This is a genomic window from Paralcaligenes ginsengisoli (genome assembly GCF_054781135.1).
In genome coordinates, this window is record NZ_BAAGUZ010000038.1 from 14,788 (window position 1) to 35,042 (window position 20,255).

The 20,255-nt window shown below is 59.6% G+C and carries 19 protein-coding genes; 13 read left to right on the top strand and 6 right to left on the bottom strand.

Features of this window, described 5'->3' with window-relative positions:
- From ACYVIS_RS17995 to ACYVIS_RS18015, 5 genes are all read left to right on the top strand, one after another.
- Complete coding sequence (locus ACYVIS_RS17995) at nucleotides 1-324, top strand: non-heme iron oxygenase ferredoxin subunit (RefSeq protein WP_370635840.1); 324 nt, start codon at nucleotides 1-3, stop codon at nucleotides 322-324.
- A complete protein-coding gene (locus ACYVIS_RS18000; RefSeq protein ID WP_370636005.1) occupies nucleotides 318-1,571 on the top strand; it encodes an NAD(P)/FAD-dependent oxidoreductase in 1,254 nt (417 codons plus the stop codon). The genes ACYVIS_RS17995 and ACYVIS_RS18000 overlap by 7 nt, the downstream gene beginning before the upstream one ends.
- Before the next feature lie 25 nt (nucleotides 1,572-1,596).
- On the top strand, nucleotides 1,597-2,022 hold the full coding sequence (locus ACYVIS_RS18005; protein ID WP_460874643.1) for a nuclear transport factor 2 family protein: 426 nt from the start codon (nucleotides 1,597-1,599) through the stop codon (nucleotides 2,020-2,022).
- 135 nt (nucleotides 2,023-2,157) lie between these two features.
- Nucleotides 2,158-3,141: a Bug family tripartite tricarboxylate transporter substrate binding protein gene (locus ACYVIS_RS18010; RefSeq protein ID WP_232740836.1), complete on the top strand. Its 984-nt coding sequence runs from the start codon at nucleotides 2,158-2,160 to the stop codon at nucleotides 3,139-3,141.
- 185 nt (nucleotides 3,142-3,326) lie between these two features.
- Nucleotides 3,327-3,692 (top strand): VOC family protein, encoded by a 366-nt coding sequence (locus ACYVIS_RS18015; RefSeq protein WP_232740835.1) that lies wholly within the window; start codon nucleotides 3,327-3,329, stop codon nucleotides 3,690-3,692.
- 188 nt (nucleotides 3,693-3,880) lie between these two features.
- Here ACYVIS_RS18015 and ACYVIS_RS18020 read toward each other — a convergent pair whose 3' ends face one another.
- A complete protein-coding gene (locus tag ACYVIS_RS18020) occupies nucleotides 3,881-4,570 on the bottom strand; it encodes a helix-turn-helix transcriptional regulator (protein ID WP_460874644.1) in 690 nt (229 codons plus the stop codon).
- Between the two features lie 152 nt (nucleotides 4,571-4,722).
- Between ACYVIS_RS18020 and ACYVIS_RS18025 the strand changes: the two genes are divergently transcribed.
- Nucleotides 4,723-6,378 carry an acid phosphatase gene (locus ACYVIS_RS18025; RefSeq protein ID WP_460874645.1) on the top strand — a complete coding sequence of 552 codons (1,656 nt, stop codon included), beginning with the start codon at nucleotides 4,723-4,725 and terminating at the stop codon, nucleotides 6,376-6,378.
- Between the two features lie 74 nt (nucleotides 6,379-6,452).
- Here the strand turns inward: ACYVIS_RS18025 and ACYVIS_RS18030 are convergent, their stop codons facing one another.
- The 3 genes from ACYVIS_RS18030 to ACYVIS_RS18040 all read right to left on the bottom strand — a co-directional run bounded on the left by ACYVIS_RS18030 (nucleotide 6,453) and on the right by ACYVIS_RS18040 (nucleotide 9,699).
- A complete protein-coding gene (locus ACYVIS_RS18030; RefSeq protein WP_232740832.1) occupies nucleotides 6,453-7,448 on the bottom strand; it encodes an asparaginase in 996 nt (331 codons plus the stop codon).
- Nucleotides 7,449-7,455: 7 nt separating this feature from the next.
- Nucleotides 7,456-8,514: a tripartite tricarboxylate transporter substrate binding protein gene (locus ACYVIS_RS18035; RefSeq protein ID WP_460874646.1), complete on the bottom strand. Its 1,059-nt coding sequence runs from the start codon at nucleotides 8,512-8,514 to the stop codon at nucleotides 7,456-7,458.
- Between the two features lie 78 nt (nucleotides 8,515-8,592).
- Entirely contained in the window at nucleotides 8,593-9,699 is a 1,107-nt protein-coding gene (locus ACYVIS_RS18040; RefSeq protein WP_232740830.1) for a TauD/TfdA family dioxygenase, read from the bottom strand.
- 114 nt (nucleotides 9,700-9,813) lie between these two features.
- Here ACYVIS_RS18040 and ACYVIS_RS18045 point away from each other — a divergent pair, with 114 nt between their 5' ends.
- Together ACYVIS_RS18045 and ACYVIS_RS18050 are read left to right on the top strand one after the other, a co-directional pair.
- The gene (locus tag ACYVIS_RS18045) at nucleotides 9,814-10,719 is read left to right on the top strand and encodes a LysR family transcriptional regulator (RefSeq protein WP_232740829.1); all 906 of its coding nucleotides are present in this window, start codon (nucleotides 9,814-9,816) and stop codon (nucleotides 10,717-10,719) included.
- Between the two features lie 205 nt (nucleotides 10,720-10,924).
- A complete protein-coding gene (locus ACYVIS_RS18050) occupies nucleotides 10,925-11,851 on the top strand; it encodes a GGDEF domain-containing protein (RefSeq protein WP_232740828.1) in 927 nt (308 codons plus the stop codon).
- A 5-nt stretch (nucleotides 11,852-11,856) separates the two neighbouring features.
- On the opposite strand, the gene ACYVIS_RS18055 is transcribed toward ACYVIS_RS18050, so the two are convergent.
- Nucleotides 11,857-13,254: an MFS transporter gene (locus tag ACYVIS_RS18055; RefSeq protein ID WP_232740827.1), complete on the bottom strand. Its 1,398-nt coding sequence runs from the start codon at nucleotides 13,252-13,254 to the stop codon at nucleotides 11,857-11,859.
- A 270-nt stretch (nucleotides 13,255-13,524) separates the two neighbouring features.
- Nucleotides 13,525-14,409: a LysR substrate-binding domain-containing protein gene (locus tag ACYVIS_RS18060; protein ID WP_232740826.1), complete on the bottom strand. Its 885-nt coding sequence runs from the start codon at nucleotides 14,407-14,409 to the stop codon at nucleotides 13,525-13,527.
- Nucleotides 14,410-14,566: 157 nt separating this feature from the next.
- On the opposite strand from ACYVIS_RS18060, the gene ACYVIS_RS18065 reads away from it, so the two are divergent.
- From ACYVIS_RS18065 to ACYVIS_RS18085, 5 genes are all read left to right on the top strand, one after another.
- Nucleotides 14,567-15,319, top strand: coding sequence for an SDR family NAD(P)-dependent oxidoreductase (locus ACYVIS_RS18065; protein ID WP_232740825.1), 753 nt, complete (start codon nucleotides 14,567-14,569; stop codon nucleotides 15,317-15,319).
- Nucleotides 15,320-15,338: 19 nt separating this feature from the next.
- Complete coding sequence (locus tag ACYVIS_RS18070; RefSeq protein ID WP_460874647.1) at nucleotides 15,339-16,214, top strand: transketolase; 876 nt, start codon at nucleotides 15,339-15,341, stop codon at nucleotides 16,212-16,214.
- Entirely contained in the window at nucleotides 16,211-17,209 is a 999-nt protein-coding gene (locus ACYVIS_RS18075) for a transketolase family protein (protein WP_232740823.1), read from the top strand. The genes ACYVIS_RS18070 and ACYVIS_RS18075 overlap by 4 nt, the downstream gene beginning before the upstream one ends.
- 132 nt (nucleotides 17,210-17,341) lie before the next feature.
- Nucleotides 17,342-18,358, top strand: coding sequence for a TRAP transporter substrate-binding protein (locus ACYVIS_RS18080; RefSeq protein WP_232740822.1), 1,017 nt, complete (start codon nucleotides 17,342-17,344; stop codon nucleotides 18,356-18,358).
- 60 nt (nucleotides 18,359-18,418) lie between these two features.
- Nucleotides 18,419-20,248 carry a TRAP transporter large permease gene (locus tag ACYVIS_RS18085; protein ID WP_232740821.1) on the top strand — a complete coding sequence of 610 codons (1,830 nt, stop codon included), beginning with the start codon at nucleotides 18,419-18,421 and terminating at the stop codon, nucleotides 20,246-20,248.
- Nucleotides 20,249-20,255 lie beyond the last annotated feature (7 nt).

The window sequence follows — 20,255 nt, forward strand, 5'->3', positions numbered from 1 at the left end:
ATGGTTGAAGCCTGGAAGCCTGTTGCCTTGATGCAGGATATTTCGCCCGATACCGGCACGTTGCGGATCATTGTGGACGGCGAGGCGGTCTGCCTGTATCAGGTAGACGGGAAAGTATGTGCCACCCAGGACCGCTGTCCCCACGGTAATGCCAGCCTGTCGGAGGGCTATATTGAAAACGGCACTATCGAATGCCCTCTTCATCAAGGTGTATTCGATATCGCCACCGGGAAGCCGCTGTGTCCGCCCGTCACCACCGATTTGAAAGTTTATTCCGTCAAGGTGGATGGCGCTACGATTCTTGTCCGAGCGGACGAATCGTGAGCAGCGAAACCATCGTTGTAATCGGTGCCGGGCAGGCCGGGGCCTGGGCAGTTCGAACCCTGCGCGCGGAGGGTTACGCAGGCCGCATCGTGCTGTGCGGCGATGAGCCGCACGCTCCTTATGAACGTCCGCCCTTGTCGAAGGCCGTTCTGGGGGGAAGCATGCTGCCGCATCAGACGGAATTGCTTTCCGCTTCAGCCTTGGCGGAACTGGACGTGGCGTTCCTGGCATCAAAAAAGGTGCAAGGGATCGATCCGGCGGCCCGGCATGTGACGTTGTCCGACGGAACGGACTTGCCTTACGACAAGCTCTTGCTATGCACTGGCGGCCGTGCTTTCGTGCCGCCTTTGGCGGGAGCGGATCAGCCGGGAATATATACCTTGCGCACGCTGGATGATGCGAAGCGTCTTGGCCTGGCCATGCGTGCCGGCCGGAAACGGTTGGCGGTGGTAGGGGGCGGCTGGATCGGGCTTGAGGTGGCTGCGACGGCCCGGCAGGCAGGATGCCAGGTAACCGTGATCGAGGCGGCTTCGCGTTTATGCAGTCGCAGCGTTATGCCTGAAGTGTCCGATTACCTGGCCGGCCTGCATCGGTCTCGCGAAGTGGCCATATTGACCGGAACGCATGTGCGGGCCATCTCCGCTGGCGAGAGCGGTGAAAAACAGTTGCTGCTGGCAGACGGACGCAAAGTATCGGCCGATATCGTGGTACTGGGTGCGGGCTTATTGCCTAACGATGAGCTCGCTCGCCTGGCCGGTTTGTCTTGCGATGGCGGTGTGATTGTGGATGGGCAATGTCGCAGTTCAGACCCGAATATATACGCGGCAGGGGACGTAACGGTAATCGAGCATGACAGATCCGGTGGCCGCGTCCGCCTGGAGTCGTGGCAAAACGCCCAGGATCAAGGAGTGGCCGCGGCCAGGGCCTTGTTGGGCCTGCCCGTTGTCTATGCGCCGATCCCATTGGTCTGGTCGGAACAGTACAACAACATGATTCAGATTTCAGGTTTTGCCGCGCAGTCGGTAACAACCGTTGTTCGGCCTCTGGCGCAACCAGGCTGCCTGTTGGCGTTCGGCCTCGATGCCCAGTCCTGTGTGGTGTGCGCTATCGGCGTCAATGCCGGGCGTGATTTTCGTCTGGCGCGCAAATGGGTTGAAGAACGCAGGCCTGTCGATGCCGCTCTGCTGCGGGATGCCACCGCACCCCTTGCCGCGCATAAGGCCGTGCTTGTCGCGGCTTCTGCCTGATTCTCTGCTTGAAAGGACTGCTTTTATGAAACCCTTGATCGGCGATTCCACTGAATGGGCATGCGCCCAGGTCACGCTGGCTTTTTTTTATGCCCTGGACATGCGCCGCTATGGCGAGGTGGCGGCGTTGATGGCTCCTGACGGCATCTGGCTTCGCCAGGGAGCGGAACTGCGGGGCCCCGAAGGTGTCCTGGCCGCGCTCGATGCCCGGCCGGCATCCCGCACAACTTGCCACATCATAAGCAATCTGCGGGTGGAATTGAACAATGAAGCGAAACCACCGAGTGCTCGCGTCTGCTTTTATTTGACAGCGTACGACAACGATGCCGTTCAGGGCTCTCCCGCCTTGCGTTTGGTAGCCATCCGGGACTGTTGTGATGAATTGATCAAAACAGAAGCGGGCTGGCGAATATCGGAGAAGCGAAGCCGCAGGCATTTGCCGCCGGAATAGCGCATATGCCCTTGCTGCCTGTCCAATCAGCAAGAGTACTCATATTAAAAGCGGCCGGACGAATAATCCGGCCTTGATTCAAGCCTGTAAACAAATAAACCCGTCATATTGGCGGATCTGGCATCGGAGGAAAAAATGCAATTCAGAAAAATGGCAATACTGTTTGGCGCCGTGTTGTTTGCCGGCACGGCTACGGTTAATGTTCTGGCTGAGGGCACAGGCGCGTGGCCGCAGCGCGCCATCACATTGATAGTGCCCTTTGCCGCCGGCGGGGGCGGCGACACCCTGGCGCGTCTTGTTGCTGAGCCGCTGGGCCGCGAATTGGGGCAGGCGGTCATTATTGAGAATCGTCCGGGTGCGGGCGGTAATATTGGAACCGCCACGGCAGCCCGCGCCAAACCCGATGGATATACCCTTTCCTACGGAACGAATGGGACCGAAGCCATCAATCATTGGCTGTACAAGGATCCCGGGTATACGCCCAAAGATTTCGAGCCGATTTCCCGCTTCACCGTGATTGCCGCGGCACTGGTTGTGAATCCAGGCGAGCCTTTCAAAACGCTGCAGGAATTGATCGCCTATGGCAAGAAGAACCCCGGAAAACTGACCTGCGGCTCCGCGGGTAATGGCACGACCTCCCATTTGTCCTGTGAGTTGTTCAAACAGATGACGGGTCTGGACATTGCCCACATTCCATACCGTGGCGGAGCGGCGGCCTTGACTGATTTATTGGGGGGAAGAATTTCCATGTTGATCGATGTCATGCCGAATCTGGCGGGACAGATCAAGGCTGGAAAACTGCATGCATTAGCCGTTACGACGAAAAAGCGCGTTGAATCGAACCCGGATATCCCGACATTCGATGAAGCCGGTGTACCTGGATATGCATTTTTTGCCTGGGACGGGCTATATGCCCCGAAAGGAACGCCTCCTGAAGTGTTGGATCGCCTGAATCAGGCTGTCAACACGGTGTTGAGCAAGCCCGCGGTACAGGAATCGTTGCGGTCGCGCGGGGCGATACCGTCTCCGACGACGCGTGCGGAACTCAAGCAGTTTGGCGCCGAAGAATATGCCCGCCTGGGCGATATAGTCAAGAAATCCGGGGCTGTCATTGACTGACCTCACCTGGAAAGCCTGAGCGGAGATCCTGGCCTTCTGGATCCTTCGGAGGAACGAAAGCTGGTTGCGCGCAATAGGGAACGCTACTGTCAGAAACTGACAGTGGCGGCGATTAGGATGGTTTCTCATTGAACAGGAAGCCATCCTGTGTCAGCACATCCCATTGACTATTGCGGAGCAGCAACATGACCGACCCGAATTTCTTCCTTTTGTACGTGGACAGCCCAGCAGCCAGCGCCGACTTTTATGCTGGGCTGCTTGGGAAGCCACCTGTCGAGGCCTCGCCCACCTTTGCCATGTTTGTCCTGGATTCCGGCGTCAAGCTTGGGCTTTGGTCCAGGCATACTGTAGAGCCTGCCGCCGCTGCGGCGGGTGGGGGCGGGGAACTGGCCATTTCGGTTGACGGCAACGACACCGTCGACGCTATGCATGCCCAGTGGAGCCTGCGCGGTCTGGTCATGGCACAGGCTCCAACCGCCATGGATTTCGGTTATACGTTTGTGGCGCTCGACCCTGACGGCCATCGCCTGCGCGTTTTCGCGCCGGCCTGAGTGTGGCCAATTCAAATTTCCCTGGCTACGCGGCCGACTCGGCGTCTTTTTGGAGCTTGCGCAGCGAAAGCTCCAGTTCGTCCTTGATCCATGCACGCAGTGCCGCCGTGGCTCATGGCGCAAGCGCAGCAGCGCAGGGAGGCCCAAGTGAAACATATGCACGATATGCTGCGTTTCTAGGCGGGAGATCAGGTTGAGGACGCGAGCTGCGTCTTGCGCCATTCCTTGAGCAGGGCTTGCTTGCTGCGCGGGTAGCGCAGGTCCAGCAGGGACAGGGAGGATATCCTGTCTGTCCGGAAATGACGAAAGTCGCCCCGTAGCTCGCACCATGCGACGAGCACGCGGGAAGTTTCGAAAAAGCCAATGGCAAATGGCCATATGGTGCGGTGCGACTCGACGCCATTTTGATCGGAATAGGCGATGACCAGCTTGCACCCAGTGCGAATGGCCTGTCTTGCCAGTTTCAGATCAATGTGTTCCAGCGCAGTCGTGTCATGAGGCCCGACAAACAGGGCATTGTTGTCCATATTGTTGCGCAGGTCGTCAGGAAGCACTGACGCGATCTTCGCAAGGGCGTTCGACGCCGCAGCAGAGAGCTGTCTATCCGCCCGCTTGCTGACCCAGCGCGAGCCGAGTACAAGCGCCTCGATTTCGTCGTCGGAAAACATGAGCGGAGGCAGCATGAATCCGGGCCGCAGAACGTAGCCGATACCAGGCTCTCCTTCAATCATGGCGCCCTGCGCCTGAAGGGAGGCAATATCTCGATAAAGCGTGCGAATGCTGATGCCCAGGTCGTATGCGAGTTTTGCACCGCTTACAGGCAGACGATGGCGGCGGAGTGATTGGAGCAGTTCAAGCAGGCGTTCGGATCGTGACATTTTTCGATCGTCTTGAGAATTCTTGCTGTCATATTTCGGCAGTATAGTACGTGTTCTTTCCAGCTTTCTCGTTGCCGCGGTTCGCCGCAACCGCATTTCTTTTGCATGGTAGCCCCTTTTTTGCCTGCTCAGTCATAGGGAGATCACAGCTTATGGATAAGGACGTCGACGGTCGCAACATCAATGATCCCATGGATCCCACCCGACGCCGGGTGCTCGGCGGCATCACGGCGGTGGGGGTTGGCCTGGCGCTGGGAGGCTGCGAAACGGTTCAGCCGCCACGCACGAAAGCCGACGAACGTCTGGATCAGGCGCTGCGGTCGCAGGTGCGCAATATCGTCGTGATCTATGCGGAAAACCGCAGCTTCAACAATCTGTACAGCAATTTCCCTGGCGTGCAGAGTCCACTCTCGGCGGTGCCCGCTGCGCAGTCCATGCAACTGGACCGTGACGGCCGGACACCGCTGGCCCGCCTGCCAAAGATCTGGGGCGGCCTGGTGCCGCGCCCGCAAGACGTGGGCGGCAAGCACTTCGAAATTACGCAAGACCAGATCGACGGCCTGCCCAACGGCCCATTCCATCTCGCGGATGCGCAAGGCGTACCACTGCCGCTGGGAGTCATCACACGCGACCTGTGGCATCGTTTCTACCAAAACCAGATGCAGATCAATGCGGGCCGCAACAATCAATTCGTCGCCTGGGCCAATTCGGGCGGCCTGGTGATGGGGCATTATCGCGACTCCGCCGAGACGCTGCGGCTTTGGAGTCTGGCCAGTCAATACACCCTATGCGACAATTTTTTCATGGCGGCTTTTGGCGGCTCGTGGCTCAATCACATCTTCCTGATCTCCGCGCAGGCGCCGTTCTATCCGAATGCGCGCAACAGCCCGGTGCACAAGTTGCTGTCGGTAGTGGAAGGCAGCGACCCGACCGGTACGCGTTTGAAGCTGGCCGCCAATTCACCCGTGTCGGCACTCGACGGCTCTCCCAAATTCGAGAAAGACGGTGCGCTTACGGCGGATGGCTACGCCGTCAACACGATGGCCGCGGCTTATCAGCCCAGCCACGTGCGTCCCGCCGAGGGTGGCGACCCGGCCTTTGCCGATCCGGAAAATATCCATGTGCTGCCGCCGCAGCACTATGCCACCATTGGCGACCGTCTCTCCGAAAAGGGCGTTTCGTGGGCGTGGTACAGCGGTGCGTGGCAATATGCGCTCAATCACACAACAGGGCCGGTGCCAGATTTCCAATACCACCACCAGCCGTTCAACTATTTTGCCAACTACGCCCCGGGCACGAAAGCGCGCCGCCTTCATCTGCGCGACGGCGGCCTGGGCGACGATCCCTCCACCAACCGCTTCATTGCGGATATCGATGCCGGACGCCTGCCTGCCGTTACCTTCTACAAGCCGCAAAGCAGTCTCAACATGCATGCGGGCTATGCCGACGTCGCGTCCGGAGACCGGCATATCGCGAACGTCGTCGAGCACATCCGGCGCGGACCTCAGTGGGCAAACACGGTTGTCATCGTTACGCACGACGAGAACGGCGGCTGGTGGGATCACGTTTCGCCGCCGAAAGGCGACCGCTGGGGGCCGGGTTCGCGAATCCCGGCAATCGTGATTTCTCCCTTGGCCAAGAAGGGCCATGTCGATCACACGGTCTATGACACGAATTCGATCCTGCGCCTTATCAGCCGTGTGCACGGGCTGGCGCCGCTGGATGGCGTTGCCGCCCGCGACAATGTTTTCGCCGCGAACGGGCTGGCGCCGCTAGGCGATCTGACGCAGGCGCTGGACCTGGGGTAGGGCTCTTCATGCCGGTGTTGTGCGGGAGGCTTCGGTGTATGAGCACGAGTCCGAGGGTTTTAATTCAGGGCCGGCTATTTATCGAAGAGCGAAGAAAGTTCGCGCGAGTTCAAGAATGTATTTTGCAGCGCGAGCATCAGCAGGATTCTTGCCTTCCATGCAGACAGGTCATTGCTTAGTACCGCGCCGGCTTCCACCAGCAATTGCGACGAACCGGCAAAGCCGTAGCCCGCCCGCGTTCCTCCGCGCGGAATCCGAGTGGCAATGACAACGGCTATGTTGCGATCCAGCGTATGTCGTATGGCTTCAAACATCGGCGCATTGACGTGGCCCGACGCAACCGCCTGCACAACCAGGCCCCGAGCGCCCAGATCCGCCGCGGCTTTTACGAGAGCCCCTGTCGCTCCGGCATACATGGAAATGATCTCCACGGCCGGCAAGTTCCTTGAAATCAGCGGGACATGCAAACGACGCACCGGAGCCCTGTGAAAAGTGACACGATCATTGACGACGCTGCCAAGATATCCCCATTCGCCGGACTGAAACGTTTCGACGTCGACCGTATGGGTTTTGGTCGCTTCCCGTGCCGCATTGATATGGCCGTTCAGCGCCACCAGCACCCCCATTCCGCGAGCGGTATCGGTTCGGCAGATCATGAGCGCGTCGAGCAGATTCCTGGGACCATCGAAATCGAGCGCGGAGGCATTGCGTTGGGCGCCGATGACGACGATGGGCTTTTCTGTCCGGATCGTCAGGTCAAGGAACCACGCCGTTTCCTCCAAAGTGCTCGTACCGTGGGACACCACGATGCCCGCAATATCGTCCCGTGCAATCAGGCCTTGGATGGAATCATGCAAGGCTATCCAGTGCGTCGGCTCTATATGCGGAGAGGCGACGCGTGCTATGTCGTGAATCTCGATGGACGATACATCGGTGAGGCCTTTGAGCGTTTCGAGCAATTCCCCACCCGACATCACCGGCATCGCCAGCCCAGTCGATTGGTCGACTTTCGAGACGATGGTGCCCCCGGTCATGAGCAGGGCGCAGCGCGAATTCGAAGTGTGTTTCATGGGTTTCCTAATCCAGGGAAATTCCCGCTGTTTTCACGACCAGGCCCCATTTTTCAATTTCCGCGTTCACAAAATCCCTGAATTGCGCAGACGTTCCGCCTACAGGCTCCGCGCCCAGGGCTTCCAACTGTTTTTTCACGTCAGGCATTTTCAGTATTTCGTTGACCTCTTTGTTGAGCTTTTGAATAATGGGTTCCGGCGTGCCGGCCGGTGCCGCAAGCCCATTCCACGAAAGAACGTCGAAATTGGGCAAACCCGCCTCCGCCATGGTGGGAACATTGGGCAGCTCGGACAGACGCTTGGGGCTGGCGACGGCGATGGGCCTTAATTTGCCGTTCTGCATGTACTGCAACGCACCCAGGGATGTCATGAATCCGCAGGACACAGTGCCGCCGATCACGTCGGTCAGCGCCGGCGTTGCACCCTTGTAGGGCACGTGTACCATGCTGATTCCCGCACGTAGCTTGAGCATTTCTCCGGCCAGGTGCGGCGAGCCGCCCACGCCAGACGACGCATAGGTCAACTTGCCCGGCTTGGCTTTGGCCAGGGCAATGAATTCCTTCAGTGTTTTTGCGGGTACGGATGGGTTGACAACCAGCACGCTGGGCGAGGCCATGAATTGAACGATGGGCGCAAGGTCTTTGCGCGTGTCGTAATGCATGTTTTTGTAGACCGACATATTGGTTGCATTGGCAATTGTTTCCACCAATAAAGTGTAGCCATCGGGCTGCGCCCTGACCACCCGGTCGGTGGCAATGTTCGACCCGGCACCGGGCCGGTTTTCGACAATCACGGGCTGTCCCAGCACCCGTTCCAATTTGCTGGCGATAAGGCGGGTAATGATGTCGGTGGCGCCGCCGGGCGTGTAGCCTACAACAACCGTAATAGGTTTCGAGGGGTAATGATTCGAGGCATCGCCGGCGCTCGCTGCCGCGGCGGATCCGGCTCCCCCGAAAAGCATCAGCGAAGAGATGATTGCTGTGTGAATCAGCTTTTTACCCAGAGGTTTCAAATCGGTCTGCAAGCCACGGCAAAAATCAAGAGGCAAAGAAGAAGTGCGTTTCATGGAGTCTCCTTGTTGGGAAAAGGTGAGACCGGGATGCATGGCCCAGGTCTACATATAGTGGTGCCGGTCGCTGATTGCTCAGCCTGCAACCAGTGCCGGGTATGTGATGGCGTGCGGCATGCCTAGAATCCGGGCTTGCCGAGCCTCATAATCGATGAACGCTTTGGAAATGGCGCTGCCTCGCACACCGCCGCGCACGGACCCGGGGCGAACGTCGCCGTAATACTCTTTCCATTCGGGTGGCAGGGGTTGTGAAATGGGCAAGGCCAGCCACAGGCGCAACAAATGCCGTTTCCTGGAGAGCTCTTCGTAGTCTTCGAAGCTCGTGCGGGAGTGCAGGTTTACATAGTTGTTGAGCAATTGCATGTCTCCGCGTTCCAGCCACATGGAAAAGCAGAACTTCGGGTCCGGCAGGATTTCTTCCAGCAAATCGAGAGCCTCGAGCTGTTCGGGATTCAGGCGTGGCACATCCTCGAAGTCCGCCTGGGCAGCCATTGTATTTTTGCGATTGGCGCGCAAGGCAAAGTAATCGGGATCACTGCCGAGAATCGGGCATTGATAGTAAGGGCGTTGCGAGGAATCCTGTGTACCCTGGTAGCTATGGAAAAACGTTTTTTTCAGGACTTCGATCAGATCGGGGCGGCGGCGCGCAACCTCGTCGCGCAGGGCGATGGAACTGGTGATCTTGCTTTCACCTCCGGATTTGGCGGTTTGCAGCGTGAGCAGCGCGACCACATCGCCTGAATCCATATGGAAATCGAGTCCCGCATTCGTGTTGTATCCTCGGCCGTTTTTCGTTTTGTAGCTTGCCCCCACATCGCGCACGTCAGTCATGATGTCGCTTGCGCGGTTTTGCGTTCGAGCCAGGCCTACGTGGAGGCCGACACCCCAAAATACGAGCTTGGCATCGTCTTCGCTCCATCGATCCACCGGGAAGCCTTTGACCAGGCATAGGCCCCAGCGTTCTTGCGTGGCTTTGAACGCACGCTGCATCGCGGCCGCGGCGGCCTCTCCCATGGGGAAGTCGTCCGCGGTCATGGACAGCAGGTCTTTGTTGCAGCCTTTGGCATGCGCGAGCCCCCGCTCCAGGCCCGAGATCTCTTCTTCGCTCAGGTGTTGCACCCAGGACTTGTTCTGGTCTAAATCGGCCGCCAACCACGCTTGCGGCTGAAAGGACTTGCTCATTCAATCGTCTCCTTGACGAAATGGATCGGTATGTGTTCTGGCATGACAGAAGGATAAAAGAATCAATCATCAATTAATATCGATATTTATTTAAACTTTAGTTAAGGAATTTTGATGAAAATGGAAGCCTTTGCGGTTTTGGATGCCGTGCTGCGCCACGGCACACTGGCGGCGGCGGCAAGGGAAGCGAATGTGACGCCGAGTGCAGTCAGCATGCAGATGAAGCAGCTCGAAACGTATCTGGGACAGCAACTGTTTGACCGCAGCGGCCTGAGGGTCAAGCCGCTGCGCGTCGCCTACGAGGTTTCCGAAGCAATGAAACCCGCTCTGGCGCGCCTGAATTCTTTACGGCTCCAGTCGGCGGTTGTGGTCGAGGGCAATGTCGGTTTCGGAGTGATTGAGTCGCTGCAGCCTATGCTGCTGCCCGGCGTCATGCGTTATCTGGCAGACCGTTATCCGCTTTTGCGAGTACTTCCTACCCGAGGGAAAAGCGCCGATCTGACCGATGCGGTGAAATCGGGAGATTCGGACGCGGCAGTCGTGGCGCAGCCTGAAGCGGGCGGAGCATCGCGCCTGACATGGCATCCACTGTTTCGTCGCGAATTGGTATTGGTCACTCCGCCGCAGAGCCAGGAAACCTCGCTCAACGCCTTGTTCAGGAAATACGAATGGATCCGTTACGACCGTAAAACGGAAACCGGGCGATTGGCCGCACATTATGTCGGCAAGCATGTTCGAAAGGCGCGCAGCTCGATCGAACTGGACGGCGTGCGCGCGATCGTCGCCATGGTGAGCGCCGGAGTCGGTATCTCGGTGGTGCAGATTGCGGATCCGGGTATTCAATTGATGTATCCGGTCAGGACGCTGCGCCTGCCCAATGCGCCGCAACTGCAGTTCTCGCTCGTGACTCGTCGCGCCGACGGCGAAAGCCGCAAGGTTGCCGCGGTCAAAGAAGCCTTGCAGGCTTTGCTGCACGACAACTGGGAAGATGATGCGGAACATTTCGAGAGTGTGAAATGATTCCGCCGGCGGCCTGCCGGGCGGCCTTCAAGGCGCGAGGGTGGCGGTGTCTTGGCCGTTGTTGACAGGATGTTGAATTTCCCGCTCAAATTACAATAAATTTTTAATTTAAACTCATCGAACATTCTCTTGTCGAGAGAACGCATGTTTTGGCGTATACCTAAGAACAATAAGTTCTGGAAAAGAAAAGCACGATGGAGATGATTTGAACACTGCAGGCATTCCGGATGAAAATGCCGGAGCACGATTGCTTCAAGGGTTTCAGGGCAGTCGCACTTTAATAGCGCTATACGATCCCGAAGACACACTGTGGTATGCGAATGATGCCTTTCGCAAGGCCTTTGTGCACAGCACGGACAACGTTTCTTTTTCTGCTATTGTCAGGTCGAATCATGCCGCCGGAGTGGGGGTGAATATTGGCGCAAGTTCCATCGATACCTACATTACCCGTGCGCGGGCCAGGCGCCGCGCCCAGAGCCATTGCTCCTATCCGATCGAGCTGCTCGACGGCAAGCGCCTATGGATAACCGAAACGCTCTTGCCGGATGGCTGGCCGCTTTGCGAAGGCGCCGATGTTACTGCGCTCAAGCAAGTCGAGACTTCGCTGCGGGTTTCGCGGGATGTGGCGCTTGAGGCGTCGCAGACCGATTACCTGACCAAGCTGCCCAATCGACGTTATGCTTTCGAACTGTTGAAGCGTGTCTTGCTCAGTACCCAGACCCAGATGCAATTGCTGAGTGTTGCCCTGGTCGATCTTGATTTTTTCAAGAGCATCAATGACCGGTTTGGGCATGAGGCGGGCGATGCCGCCTTGTGCCGGTTTGCCGAAAATTGCCGTGCCAATCTTCGGGCCGTCGATACGATAGCCCGCATCGGCGGAGAAGAGTTCCTGGTCATTTGCCCTGGCGTTCCTGTGCAATCGGCCCTCGACATCCTGAATCGTTTGCATAACAACCCCATCCAGGTCCATCTGCAGTTCCCCTCGATAGATTTCAGCTATACCTTTTCTGCCGGGGTGACGCAGGCCTCACAAGGGGACACCATGCATTCGCTGCTGGCGCGTGCGGACCAGGCGCTTTACGCAGCCAAGGCCCATGGCCGCAATTCTATTCAGGTTGCGGCAGGGGGGTGAGCTGCTTACCACGAGCCGTGGTACTCCGGTACGCGAGCGATTACCGGCAGGGCGACGACACATAGCAGGGCCGCCGCGACGTAGACCCAAGCCTGAGCGCTGCCGGCGGCATGGGAATTGGCGAGGATCGCCGTGGCCATCGAGATTGTGACGATGGATCCGATCTGGCGGAACAAGGTACGCAGTGCGGCGAGGGTCGAGGAATGTTCGGGCGCCAGTTGCAGTCCCGCGTTACGGCTGGCGGGGTTGAGCATTCCACCGCCGGCGCCTATGAGGAATGCCGAACATGCCAGCCAGGCGTACGGTGAAATATTGACGAGTGGCTTGGCTGCGAGCAGCAGCATCCCGATACCGATGGCAATGCCGCCGACGTACATCGGCAGCCTGTAGCCCGTTCGCCGCAGCGCCAGAGCACTGATGGTGGATAGCGCGATGGCGGCGACTCCCTGCGCCACCAGCAGAGTACCCGAGCCGAGCGCGTCGATACCGTAGCGGTTGGTGGCGTACAGCGGCACGAGCGCCACTGCCCCGGCCGTGACGCCGCCATAAATCATGTTGACGAGGTTGACCGAACCGAAACCGAGCCCGTGGATCAGGCGCGGGGCGATGAACGGGTGCGCGCAGCGCTGGATATGGCGGAAGAACAGCCACAGCGCGGCGACCGCGATGACCGAGGGTACGGCAAACGCGAATGACCACAGCTGCGCTTTTTCACCCAGGTGGCTGGCTGCCAGCATGCCTGCGAGCACGCCACCGCCGAGCAGGGCTATGCCGGCAAGATCCAGCTTGGAGCGGGCCTGTTTCGCCCTCGGCGGGTCGTGCGGTATATAGCGCAGCGCCAGCACAATGATTGCAATCCCGATAGGTACATTGACGAAGAACACGCCCCGCCAGCTCCAATACGACACGAACAGCCCGCCGAATATGGGGCCGATCGTCGCACCGATGGGAAAGATGCTGCCGAACAGGCTGACCGCGCGATCGCGCTCATCGCCGAAATAATCGACGACAATCCCGGTTGCCGACGGCGTGAAGCCCGCTCCGCCTGCCGCCTGCACCGCGCGCAAGGCGATGAGCGCAAAGATATTGTCGGCCAGCCCGCAGCATAGCGATGCCACAGTGAATGCGACGACCGAGCCGAGGAACACCTTGCGGCGGCCGTATCGATCGCTGAGCCTGCCGCTGATCGGCAGCATCAGCACGAAGCCGAACGAGTACGCCGTGATGGTCCACCCGGCCCAGTTGATCGACGTTCCCAGCCCGACTTGCAAGGAGTGCAGGGCGGTCGCGACGATCGTCGAGTCGACTGACATCATCAATAGTGCCAGGGAGACGATGGTAAACACCGCTCCGCGACGAACGGGCCGGGTTTCCCTGGCCGGGCCCGAAGAACCGTTGGCCATACAGGCATCCTGCTGGGCACTCTCATCGCGTATGTTTCGCACTTTCGACGTCCTGTAAGAGGTGCTCTACAGTCCGGCCGGGCCAGGTACAGGCTTGCCGTTGTTCCGCTAGCCTCTACCCGGCTGTCGCATCTGGGCACCTGGCCGTCGGGATTTTAGCGTGAAAAGTCTTTGTCCGAATATTGCTGGGCGCGGAGATGAGTCGCCACTTCGCCGGGCTCGATGACCGCATCATTGCGCTGTACGCGTGGGGGATGTGAGCCTGCGTTGTTACGTCGTGTCGGAAGCCAGTTCGGCGAGCAGCCACTCCCGGAACACGCCAATAGTCTGCCGTTGATGCGCGGCGCTGGAATAGGCCAGGTAGTGCCCGTTGTAACGGATTTCGCATTCTTTCCCGGCAAGCGGGCGCACGAGCCGCCCGCTGTTCAGTTCCCGCTCGGCCAGCCGCGTTGATTCCAGCGCCACACCCAGGCCGTCAGCCGCGGCGGCAATGGCCAGGAAGCTGCGGTCAAAGCGGGCTCCCTGCGGTGCGTCGACCGGCAGCCCGTTCGCCTCAAGCCAGGCCGGCCAGCGAATCTGCTTCGACTCGCTTTGGATCAATTGCAGTCCAATCAGGTCTTTCGGCGATTTGATGCGCGCCGCCATCCCGGGAGCGCACAGCGGTGTGAGCAATTCGTCGCCCAATGGGACAACGACAATACCGGCTGCTTTGGGCTCGCCATAAATGATGTCCAGGTCGAACTCGTCGGCTTCGAACCGGGCATAGTCGGTGTTGGCGGCTAGCCGCAAGTCGATCCGGGGGTGGTCGGTGAAGAAGCGGGCCAGCCTCGGGACCAGCCATTGCGCCGCGAAGCTGGGGGCGGAATGCAGGCGCAACACGGTCGGCCCGCGCGCCGAGACCAGCTCCATGCCGTGGCGGAGGTCGTCGAAGCCCCGCCTGATGTGGGTGAACAGTGCCTCACCCTCTGGCGTGAGCTGGATTCTCCGCGTGCTTCGCAGGAAAAGCCGGGTGCCCAGATGTTCTTCGAGGTTCCGGATGGCATGGCTGACGGCACTGGGGGACAGGCAGAGTTCTTCGGCCGCGTTGCGGAAGGAGCCGGTGCGCCCGGATGCTTCGAAAGCGCGCAGCATGGATAGCGGAATGTTTTTGAACACGACGGTCAGCGACTCTCATTCATGAATCAAATTCATTATTTATTGCAAACTTACCGTTTGTCCAGCGAATTTTTGCCGTCTACCATTTCACTCATCCGGTGTTTTGCCGTTTCGTTCATCCGATCCAATTCTTTCAAGAATTTCCAGGAGACAGCACATGCTTTTGAAGGACAAGGTCATAGCCATATCGGGAGCCGCCAGCGACCGGGGAATAGGTCTGGCGACGGCCAGATTGCTCGCGTCTCATGGCGCCACCGTGGCGATTCTTGATCTGGATGCAACTTCCGCGTCGCAGGCGGCCACGACCCTTGAGGCCGGCGACCACATCGGGCTGGCCTGCGACGTGGCCGACAGGGATGCGTGCGAGAGGGCCGCCGCGGCGATCATCGACCGGTATGGGCGTATTGACGTGCTGATCAACAATGCCGGCATCACCCAGCCGCTCAAGACCATGGAAATCGATCCGGACAGCTGGAGACGAGTCCTGGACGTGAATCTGGGAGGCGTCCTGTATCTGAGCCAGGCGGTGATTCCCCACATGCGCGCCCGGAAATCCGGCTCGATTGCCTGCATGTCGTCGGTGTCGGCCCAGCGAGGTGGCGGCATTTTCGGGGGACCGCATTATTCAGCGGCAAAAGCGGGCGTACTGGGCCTGGCCAAGGCCATGGCACGCGAACTGGGGCCGGACAATATCCGGGTCAACTGCGTCACCCCGGGGTTGATCCAGACCGACATCACCGGCGGCAAGCTGACCGAGACGATGCGGACCGATATCCTGAAGGGCATACCGCTGAACCGTCTGGGGGAAGCCCGGGACGTGGCCAACGTTTACTTGTTCCTGGCATCGGACCTGTCTTCCTACATTACGGGGGCGGTCATCGATGTGAACGGCGGCATGTTGATTCACTGATTTACGGGCGAGGGAAAAAATGAATGCACACACCATAGTGGAACCGCGTGCCGGAGACGAATTGTGCCGACTCGCCGAAAGCGCCTACCGTATCCGCCGCTACGCGCTGCGAATGGGCGAGGTCCAGGGGCAGGGCTATATCGGCCAGGCCTTGGGCATCGCTGATGTATTTGCGGTGGCATACCGTCATGCGCTCAACTTGCACCCTGACGATCCGGAATGGGAAGGGCGCGACCGCTTCCTGCTTTCCCATGGTCATTACGCTATTGCGCACTATGCGGCGTTGATCGAAGCGGGGGTCATCCCGCAAGACGAACTGGACACCTATGGCAGCGATGACAGCCGCCTGCCCATGTCGGGCATGGCAAGCTACACCCCTGGCATGGAAATATCCGGCGGATCACTCGGGCAGGGCCTGGCCATAGGTGTTGGCATGGCGCTGGGCCTGCGCCAGAAAAAAAATCCCGCCTGGGTGTACGTCTCGATGTCGGATGGTGAACTCGACGAGGGCGCCACTTGGGAAGCGGCCATGTCGGCCCATCAACACCGGCTGGCGCATCTGATTGCGCTGGTGGATATCAACAACCAGCAGGCCGATGGAAGATCGCACGACATTCTGAGTTTCGAACCGCTGGCCGACAAGTGGAACGCGTTCGGCTGGTTCGTCCAGCGTGTCGACGGCAACGATATCGCCGCGGTGCTCGAAGCGTTCGACAGCGCGCGTGCTCATGATGGAGACGCACCTCGTGTGATTCTGTTCGACACACTGATTGGCAAAGGCGTTGATTTTCTCGAACGACGTGAAAGAAACCATTTCATCAAGGTCGAGCCGCCCGAATGGCGGCAGGCGATCGATGTCCTGGATGCGACGCAACGCGATGGAGCCGGAAAATGAACCAGACGATTGCCAAGAAACCGCGCCTTACGACATCGGCGATGATTGCATCCATCGCGAGCGAAGGACAACGCACCAAGACGGCGCCGTTCGGCCACGCCCTGGCGGAATTGGCCGAACAGCGCGCCGACATCGTGGGCATGACGGCGGACCTGTCCAAATACACCGATCTTCACATATTCCACAAGGCCCATCCGGAACGGTTCTTTCAGATGGGCATGGCCGAGCAACTGCTCATGGCGGCGGCGGGGGGCATGGCAAAAGAAGGATTCGTTCCGTTTGCCACCACCTATGCGGTGTTCGCCACGCGGCGGGCCTACGATTTCATTCATCAGGTCATTGCCGAGGAGCACCTGAACGTCAAGATCTGCTGTGCATTGCCCGGGCTGACCACAGGCTACGGCCCCAGTCACCAGGCGACGGAAGACATTTCCATATTGCGCGGTGTGCCGGGGCTCACCATCGTCGATCCGTGCGATGCGCTGGACATCGAACAGGCCGTGCCGGCGATCGCGGCGCATGAGGGGCCGGTATACATGCGGCTGCTGCGAGGCCAGGTTCCCCTGGTGCTGGATGAATACGACTATCAGTTCGAGTTGGGGAAGGGCAAGCTGATCCGGGATGGCCGGGACGTTCTGGTCATGTCCAGCGGCCTCATGACAATGCGGGCGCTCGAGGCGGCAAAGAAACTGGCTGGCGACAGCGTGGACGTGGCGGTGCTGCATCTTCCGACGATCAAGCCTCTCGACGAGGAAATAATCCTGCGCGAAGCGGCACGCGAGGGGCGCATGGTGATCGTGGCCGAGAACCACTCGGTCGTGGGCGGTCTCGGAGAGGCGGTGGCGAGTCTGTTGCTGCGTTCGGGCGTGTCGCCTGTGTTCCGGCAGATTGCATTGCCGGATGCCTTCCTGGATGCGGGCGCATTGCCGACTTTGCACGATCGCTACGGCATCTCCACCGAAGCCGTGGTCCGCCGGATCAAGGAATGGCTCTGAACCTCGATGGGAAACAGGATGACTGCAACGTGGGAGGGGTTGCGTGGAAGCGTACCGGAGAATAGCTGACTGAACAGGGCGCCAATCGCAAGCCCTGAAACCGCGTTACATAAAAGAAAGGAGACACTGGACATGAACTCATCCAATATCAGCCGCCGCGCGTTGTTGAAAGGCCTCGCCGCCACCGCCGCGTTTGGCCTGTTGCCAGGCCGCAGCGATGCGGCGCAGTTCCGCTGGAAAATGGCCACGGGCCAGGAGCCGACGCATCCGGTGAATGTCCGGGCCGCGGAAGCGATTGCCCGGATCAGGAAGGAGACCGATGGCGGGCTCGACATCAAACTCTACCCCGCTGCGCAGCTCGGTACCGACAAACAACTTATCGCGCAGACGCGCCTGGGCGGCATCCAGATCATGAATATGGCGAGTTCGGTTCTGGCGAACACGATTCCCGCCGCCGGCATCGTCAATATCGGCTATGCCTTCCTCGATCCCAAGGCCGTCTGGTCGGCGGTCGATGGCGCGCTCGGCAGCCACATCGCCCAGGAAATCAGTCAGCACGATATGCATCAGATCGGCGTGTCCTGGGAGAACGGCTTTCGCAACGTCACTTCGGGCACGAAGCCGGTGACCCTGCCGGCGGACCTGCACAACATGAAGATCCGCGTGCCTGACGCGCCCATCCTGTCCTCCCTGTTCGCGGCCTTCGGAGCCGCGCCGACTTCCATGGATTTCAGCGAGGTCTATACCTCGCTGGAAAATCACGTGGTGGATGGTCAGGAAAACCCGCTGCCGATCATCTACACCGCCAAACTCTACGATGTGCAGAAGTATCTCAGCATGACCCAGCATGCCTGGGACGGCTACCTGATCATCAGCAACAAGCCGGCTTTCATGCGCCTGCCCAAAAAGTGGCAGGATATCGTCAGCGAGGCGTTTTCCGATGCGGGCCGCGGCGAGCGCGCGGACATTGCACGTTTGAGCGACTCGCTGAAAGGCAAGCTGGCCACCAAGGGCATGAAGATCGTCGATGTCCACAAGAGCGCCTTCCGCGATGCCCTGATCAAGACAGACTATTACCCCCATTGGAAAAAGAAGTTCGGCGACACGGCGTGGTCACTGCTCGAAAAAACGTCGGGCTCGCTCGAATAATCTTGTGTGGCGGGCGGGTGCCGGTTGGGCATCCGTCATTGTTGTCCGGAGGGGGCAAGAATGGTGAAAACCGATGTGGCGGAATTCGAAACCTGCACTGACGGCTGGTCGTGGCGCGCTTTCGCCGATGCCAGCCTGGATGCGGTCGGCGTTGCGCTGCTCGCCAGCGAGGTTCTGGTCTTGTTTGCCGGCATTGTCGCGCGGACTGTCTTCGTTCACCCGCTGATCTGGTCGACCGAATTCGCGCGGTTTATCTTCGTCTGGCTGACCATGGTGGGCGCGGTGGTCGCCGTGCGCGACGATCAACACATGCGGATGACCGCATTCACCCATCGGCTGTCGCCGTCGTGGCAGGGCTGGCTCGGGGCTGCCGCCGACCTGGTGCAAATGCTTGCCGTGCTGGCGATGATCGAGCCGAGCCTGCGATTCCTGCAAATTGAACAACTGTCTTCGCTGTCGCAACTTGGAATTTCCAGCGCCTGGGAGGCGGCGGGTCTCGTTGTCGGCTTCATTTTGATGGCGGCCTACCTGGTTTGCAGTCTGCTTGCCCGTCCCCGTGCCGATATACTGCGCGGTGGGATTGGCGCCCTCGTGGTGGTCGGCGCCGCGTTTCTCATCGGTCTGGCACTCAGTGAATACACGTTGCCGGAAGTCGTCTTTGTTTTCGTGATTTTACTGTTTGGCGCCGTGCTCGCCGGTGTGCCGATTGCTTTCGCCTTCGGGTTTTCCAGCATCTTCTACCTGTTGGTCACCGGCAGCGCGCCGCTAGGCGTGATGGCAAGCCAGGTGGAGCAGGGCACGAGTTCGATCATCCTCCTTGCTGTGCCACTGTTCGTGTTGCTGGGCGGCCTGTTGACCGTCACCCGCCTTGCCCCGGCGATGATGCGTTTTCTTTCCGACATCTTCGGTCAGGTCAAGGGCGGCCTGTTCTATGTGTTGATAGGCGGCATTCTCCTGGTGTCGGGCATTTCCGGCGCCAAGACAGCCGATCTGGCCGCCGTGGCGCCCATCGTCGTACCCGAGATGAAACGCCACAAGATCGACGAGGGGCATATTCTCGCAGTGACGGCGAGTTGCGGCGCAATGGCGGAAACCATCCCGCCCTCGATCGTGCTGATCATCATCGGCGCCGTTACCGGCACATCCATCACCGCCCTGTTCGAGGCCGGGCTGATGCCGGCGATCGTCCTCGCTGTAATTCTCGCTGTGCTCGCGCGCTTCTGGGCCGGTGGCCACACCGTGGCCGGCGCGCGGCCGGCGGCGCGCCAGGTCCTGCGCAGCTTCCTCTACGGCTTGCCTGCGCTTGCCTTGCCGTTCGTGATCCGTTTCTGCGTCATCGACGGCATTGCGACTGCGACTGAGATCGCAACCATAGGCACGGTCTACGCCATCTTGCTGGGCCTGGTCTTTTACGGCGGCTTCCGGCTGTCGGCGCTGTACGCTGCGCTATCCAAGTCTGTCGGGCTGTCGGGCGCCATCATGTTCATCATTGCCGTGGCCACGGCGATGAGTTGGACATTGACACAATCGGGTTTCGCCGAAGACATCACCCATCTCATGCTGGCGCTGCCCGGAGGCCAGGTCGGCTTCATACTGGGATCGATCTTCTTGATGATCGTGCTTGGCAGTTTCCTCGAGGGCATCCCGATCCTGGTCCTGTTCGGGCCCATCCTGTTTCCCATTGCCCGCACTCTGGCGATCAGCGACGTGCGCTATGGAATCGTCGTGGTCCTTGCCATGGGGATAGGCCTGTTCGCCCCGCCTGTTGGTCTGGGCTACTACGCCACGGGCATCATCACCGAGATCGATCCGAACAAGGGATTGGTCAAGATATGGGGGTATCTTGCCGCTCTCGTCGCGGGACTGATGGCTATAGCACTGGTGCCCTGATACCGCC